Below are 6,177 nucleotides of genomic sequence, written 5' to 3'. Positions count from 1 at the left end.
CTTTATATACCTTTCGGCGTCGTCATCGCTCACATTGAGCCAGAACTGATAGAATTTATATGGAGATGTATATCGTGAATCCAACCATATATTTCCTGATTCTGTCTTACCGAACTTACCACCGTCGGCTTTTGTTATAAGCGGACATGTAAGTGCGTAAACCTCACCACCGTTTGTACGGCGAATCAGTTCGGCACCTGTGGTGATATTACCCCACTGGTCGGAACCACCTAACTGAAGTTTACAGTTCTTGGTTTCATACAGATGCAGGAAGTCATATCCTTGCAGCAGCTGATAAGTAAATTCAGTGAATGAAAGTCCGTCGCGTGCCTCCCCGTTCAGACGTTTCTGTACAGAATCTTTTGCCATCATATAGTTTACTGTGATGTGCTTTCCTACTGTACGTGCGAAGTCGAGGAATGAGAAGTCTTTCATCCAGTCATAGTTGTTTACCAGTTCTGCCTTGTTTGGGGCGTCCGATTCGAAATCGAGGAATTTGCCCAACTGCTTCTTGATACACTCCTGATTATGGCGCAATGTCTCTTCATCCAGCAGGTTACGTTCCTGTGATTTTCCGGACGGGTCGCCAATCATACCAGTTGCACCACCTACAAGAGCCAACGGCTTGTGGCCGCAACGCTGGAAATGTCTTAACATCATAACGCCGCATAAGTGACCGATGTGCAAAGAGTCTGCAGTAGGGTCAATACCGAGGTAAGCTGTTACCATTTCTTTTTCAAGTAGTTCTTCTGTGCCTGGCATCATGGTGTGTACCATTCCGCGCCATCTTAATTCTTCTACAAAGTTCATCGAATGAAATTCTTAGTTTAACATAAAATATTTTTGGTTTGTTGATGGCAAAATTACGACACTTTATCTGAATAAGCAATTTTTATCTATTAAAAAAGAGACATTTAGCATTTTCTGATACTATGTCAATCAGTTTGTCGGTCGTAGTGTCAAGTATTTCCGATACTTTTCTTATAATGTCATTTATGTTTCCTGTATATTCGTCTGTTTCAAAGAACAGTTTGTCGTGAGGTATTGATTTCAGTGATTTTTCGTTATAATTTTTACCGAAAGAAAGGAAAAATCCGTTATTTGTGTATTGTATGGCCTGTTCCGGTTTTCCTCGAAATCCGTGTATTATCCACGGTTGTTTCGGCTTTAATGATTTTTTCAGGTTTATTATTTCGTTTGAAGTTTTAACGGAATGTATTATTAACGGAAGATTGTATGTCTCGGATATGTGTATGCAATATGTAAAAGACTTCATCTGCATATCCATGCTGGTGGCGCATAGCTTGTCTGTACCACATTCGCCTATCGCGATAACTCTTTTATCGTTTAAAACGTTTTTTTCAACCCATTCCATCTGCTTTTCCAAATCATTGCCGTTAATATACCATGGGTGTATTCCTATGGACATGTATTGGGCAGAACGGAAACTTTCTGTATCGCAATCTTTCATACAAAAGCTTTTGATTGTGCTTTCATATGCTGCAGATGTGTTGTGTGAATGGATGTCGATAATCATATCCTGAATAGTTTATGGTACCGGGTCATAACCGGAGCCTCCCCATGGGTGGCAACGCAATATTCTTTTTATGGCAAGATAAAGTCCTTTTACAGGTCCCTGTTTTTTCAGAGCCAGGACAGCATATTCCGAACATGTTGGAGTAAACCTGCACGATGGAGGTGTGAATGGAGATATACAATTCCTGTAGAAGTATATAGGTGCCAGTAGTATGTAGGTGAATATAAGTTTGATGATTTTCATTTCTCAAACCAGCTTTTCGGCTGTAAGTTGTAGAAGTTTTACTACTTTGTTTTCAATGTCACTTGATTCGTAAAGTTCATTTCCCAACCAAATAAATGCTATTGCGGCCTTTTTGTTCTCTTTGTTGAGAACGTCTTTCAGTATGAACTTGTTTTTCCTGTATGCCTCTCTTATCTGTCTTTTCACTCTGTTTCTCTTGACAGCCCTTTTGAATCTTTTCTTTGGAACACTTATCAGTATTGACAGTGTTGGGTAGTCGTCTTCTTCTATTGGCATGTAAACAATTCTGAGCGGGAATGCAGGTAGCGATTTGCTTCCTCCTGAGAACAGCTTTTCTATTATAATCTTGCTGTTCAGCCTTTCTTTTTTCTGAAGTGTGAATCTTTTTTTCTCGCTCATTGCTGTTTCTTTATTATTAAAAAAATAAACCGGGAGTTCCGTACCGCAAAGTTAAAAACTTTTCCCGATACAAAACACCCGGTTGGTGAAGAATATTAACTCTTTAATTATTTATTATGTTCGCGAATGAAAGAATCCAACGCTGCCGGCATTGATGGAGCTGTAGCAGAAGGAGCTTCCAAATCCAGACGCAATCCTTCATCTTTTACAGCTTTGGCTGTTGTAGGACCGAAACATCCTATTGCGATGTCTTTCTGTTCAAAGTTGGGGAAGTTCTTCATCAGCGACTGTATTCCTGCAGGGCTGAAGAACACCAACATGTCATAATCAAAACTTTCTTCCGGTGTGAAATCGTTGCTTACTGTTCGATACATCACAGCTTCGGTATGCTGTATCTTGTGTTTGTCGAGCAAATCTTTCACTTCATCATTATGTACATCCGACATCGGGATGAAGTATTTTTCTGTGTTATGTTTGATTATTGTTGGCAATAAGTCTGCGAATTTTCCGCTAAGACCGAAGAAAACCTTGCGTTTTCTGTATTGTACATATTTCTGGATGTATAGAGCTATAGCCTCTGAAGTACAGAAATATTTCATTGTTTCAGGTATCGTAACACGCAAATCCACACAAAGATTAAAGAAGTGGTCTATTGCATGGCGTGATGTGAACACGATAGCTGTATGGTCTAAAATAGAAACTTTCTGCTGTCTGAATTCCTTAGCAGGAAGGCTCTCTACTTTTATAAACGGGCGAAAATCTATCTTCACTCCGTATTTCTCAGCAATGTCATAATAAGGAGACTTCTCTGTTGTCGGTTTTGGCTGAGAAACAAGAACTTTCTTTATCTTCAATGCTTTAAATTTTTAAGATCAATATGCTATTAATTAATTCTATACCTTTCCACAGAAAAAGGTCGGGTATTATTTCGAGGGTGCAAAAGTACAAAATTAAATGTAAAACGCCATGAAAATTGCGGAAAAAGTACCTAAAACACTTATAAAATAACAATATTTTGCTTATAAATATGATAGTTAGTATGATTTTTCCTGAAAAATGGAATTCTGAGTCCAAAAAAATTATGTAAAGCACTGTGGGAAACAGTATAAGTCCCATGGCTGCAATGATATTGAAAACACCTTCAATCCACAGTTTGTTTTTTTCTTTGTCGAAGAATATCCAGTTTATGAATGAGTATATTATCCATTTACTTATCAGATATGCCGTAAACACTCCTGCATAAATACACAGCATTGCCGTGTGGTTTGTACTGAAGAAAAAATCAGGATTGGAGTATGAATAGTAGTGATATGTAAGCAGTCCTCCCATAACGACTGATGCACAGCAGAGCAGAATAGTTGGAATATTGGAGGTAGAACTGTAACTGTCGTCGAACAGGTTTGTCCTGTCTGACGAAGTGGAAAGACAGTTGCGGAATATTCTTATTATTCCTTTCTTTTCATTCTGAAGGGCTATTACAATGAGCAGCAGTCCTAATATTATGGCAGTCATGACATTACTGTCCGACACCAGTTTGTAGGGCATTGCTTCGCCTTGCATACCGGTGTCAGCCGGTAGCAAAGTTTGTTCATTCAGGGGCCTTACGCACAGGCTGTCATTGAATATCGTCCACTCATTCATGTTTATTTCCGGATAAATGCTTATATGGCTGCAAATTTACGAAATTCTTTATTCCACATAGGTATCCTGTACAATAAATCTACGGCTTCTTCCGGCGTATTTGCCACTTCCCATAGTTTCTGATGTTCGGGGCGCATGAAGTTCTCTTCTATAGCCTTTTCAATCATATTGAGCAGCGGAGTGAAATATCCGTTTACGTTCAGTACAACTATCGGCTTGAGATACAGACCGAGCTGTTTCCATGTGATTATCTCCATCAGCTCTTCCAGTGTGCCGCATCCTCCTGGCAGTGTGATTACAGCGTCGCTCATCTCTGCCATGAGGCTTTTCCTCTCGTGCATTGTGTCTGTTTCTATAGTCTGTGTCAGTCCGGTGTGGTTCCAGCCTTGCTCAACCATGAAACGCGGAATAACTCCTGTCACTTTTCCTCCTGCCTCAAGAACAGAATCCGATACGGCTGCCATTAGTCCCTGACATCCGGCCCCATTTATTACACTGATATTCTTCTCGGCAAGCAGTTTGCCCAATTTTTCGGCTGCCTTGAAATAAGCCTTGTCTATTTTTGTACTTGATGCGCAATAAACGCATACTGATTTTATATTTTCCAAACTCTTGATTCTATTTTTTAGTTATTAGATTGTAAAGACTTTGTAAACTGTCAATACAAAAAAATGAAGAATGAAGACTTTTTAGGCCATTCATTCTTCATTTTTATATGTTATCGGATTATAGTCCGAAAGCTTCTTTTACTTTATCAACGTAGTCAAGTTTTTCCCATGTAAAGAGTTCTACCTCAACTGTCTTGTTGCCTTCGTAAACAGATTCGAATGTCTTTGTAACTACCTTTGGCTCGCGTCCCATGTGTCCGTAGGCAGCAGTTTCGCTATAGATAGGGTTACGGAGTTTCAGACGCTGTTCGATAGCTTTAGGTCTCATATCGAATATTTCGTCAATCTTCTTTGCTATCTCGCCGTCAGTCATGTTTACGTTGCTTCTGCCGTAAGTATTAACGTAGATGTTGATAGGTTTTGCGACACCGATTGCGTATGATACCTGTACCAAAATCTCGTCTGCTACACCTGCCGCTACAAGGTTCTTTGCGATGTGGCGTGCTGCGTATGCTGCGCTACGGTCTACCTTACTTGGGTCTTTACCTGAGAAAGCACCACCACCGTGAGCACCGGCACCACCGTATGTGTCAACGATAATCTTACGTCCGGTCAGACCTGTATCACCGTGAGGACCGCCGATAACGAACTTACCTGTAGGATTTACGTGATACTTGATGTTGTCGTTGAACAGAGCCAATACAGCAGGGTTGTGTATCTCTGCTATCACTCTTGGCATAAGCACTTCGATAACGTCCTTACGGATTTTAGCAAGCATTTCTTCGTCAGCCTTCAACTGGGCTTCTTTAGAAGAATCTGCAGGAGCAACGAACTCATCGTGCTGTGTAGAAACTACGATAGTGTCTATTCTTACAGGACGGCGGTCGTCATCATATTCGATAGTAACCTGGCTTTTTGAGTCCGGACGGAGGTAAGTCATTACTTTGCCTTCGCGACGGATGTCGGCAAGCACTCTAAGTATCTTGTGAGCAAGGTCGAGCGAAAGAGGCATATAGTTTTCGGTTTCGTTAGTAGCGTAACCGAACATCATACCCTGGTCGCCTGCACCCTGGTCCATTGGTTCTTCGCGTTCCACTCCGCGGTTGATATCTGCACTCTGTTCGTGAATAGCAGAAAGTACTCCGCATGAGTTTCCTTCAAACATATACTCGCCCTTTGTATAGCCAATCTTGTTGATTACCTCTCTGGCTACACGCTGCAAGTCGATGTACGCATTGGTTTTCACTTCTCCTGCCAGTACCACCTGTCCGGTAGTTACCAATGTTTCGCAAGCTACTTTAGAACTGGGGTCATAAGCCAACAGTTTGTCAAGCACAGCATCCGATATTTGATCGGCTACTTTGTCGGGGTGTCCTTCAGACACTGATTCGGATGTGAATAAATATCCCATTTTACGTTTTAAATTAAAAAATTAGTGATTGTAATTATCCGTGTACGGACAGAGTAGGGGGGAAGAAAATCAAATATGTGTTTTAGCATTTTTTTCCGTGGTTGCAAGCTACTCAAATCTTTCCACTTTTTATTTTCGCCTGCAAAGATATGCATATTAATTGGAATAATTACAAAATGCATATTATTTTAACATATTCGATTGTGGAAAGTGTAAGACACGCTGGAATAAACTTGTAAATGTGCTGACATAATCTCTAAATATAGATTGTATCTTTATAAATACAAGTGCGACAAGAAGTCGTACAAGTAATTGTTCAGCATGATGTCTGAACCTGT

General features: G+C 40.4%; 8 protein-coding genes. All 8 read right to left on the bottom strand.

Translation table 11 applies throughout. From position 1 onward, the window contains the following. On the bottom strand, positions 1-810 hold an 810-nt coding region (tyrS, locus tag QZ379_RS11705; RefSeq protein ID WP_291564915.1), incomplete at its 3' end, for a tyrosine--tRNA ligase. 82 nt (positions 811-892) lie between these two features. Next, positions 893-1,537 (bottom strand): TatD family hydrolase, encoded by a 645-nt coding sequence (locus QZ379_RS11700; protein ID WP_291564911.1) that lies wholly within the window; start codon positions 1,535-1,537, stop codon positions 893-895. Between the two features lie 12 nt (positions 1,538-1,549). Further along, positions 1,550-1,771 (bottom strand): membrane protein insertion efficiency factor YidD, encoded by a 222-nt coding sequence (gene yidD / locus QZ379_RS11695; RefSeq protein WP_291564917.1) that lies wholly within the window; start codon positions 1,769-1,771, stop codon positions 1,550-1,552. Between the two features lie 12 nt (positions 1,772-1,783). Then, positions 1,784-2,179 (bottom strand): ribonuclease P protein component, encoded by a 396-nt coding sequence (gene rnpA / locus QZ379_RS11690; RefSeq protein WP_291564908.1) that lies wholly within the window; start codon positions 2,177-2,179, stop codon positions 1,784-1,786. 107 nt (positions 2,180-2,286) lie between these two features. Then, positions 2,287-3,033, bottom strand: coding sequence for a uroporphyrinogen-III synthase (locus QZ379_RS11685; protein ID WP_291564906.1), 747 nt, complete (start codon positions 3,031-3,033; stop codon positions 2,287-2,289). 4 nt (positions 3,034-3,037) lie between these two features. Beyond that, positions 3,038-3,820, bottom strand: coding sequence for a DUF4271 domain-containing protein (locus tag QZ379_RS11680; protein WP_291564903.1), 783 nt, complete (start codon positions 3,818-3,820; stop codon positions 3,038-3,040). Positions 3,821-3,840: 20 nt separating this feature from the next. Further along, positions 3,841-4,428: a TIGR00730 family Rossman fold protein gene (locus tag QZ379_RS11675; protein WP_291564900.1), complete on the bottom strand. Its 588-nt coding sequence runs from the start codon at positions 4,426-4,428 to the stop codon at positions 3,841-3,843. A 118-nt stretch (positions 4,429-4,546) separates the two neighbouring features. Next, a complete protein-coding gene (gene metK / locus QZ379_RS11670; protein ID WP_291564897.1) occupies positions 4,547-5,839 on the bottom strand; it encodes a methionine adenosyltransferase in 1,293 nt (430 codons plus the stop codon). Positions 5,840-6,177: the final 338 nt, after the last annotated feature.

Source organism: Bacteroides sp. (genome assembly GCF_019417265.1).
Lineage (GTDB): Bacteria > Bacteroidota > Bacteroidia > Bacteroidales > Bacteroidaceae > Phocaeicola.
This window is presented reverse-complemented; position numbering and strand designations above follow the sequence as displayed.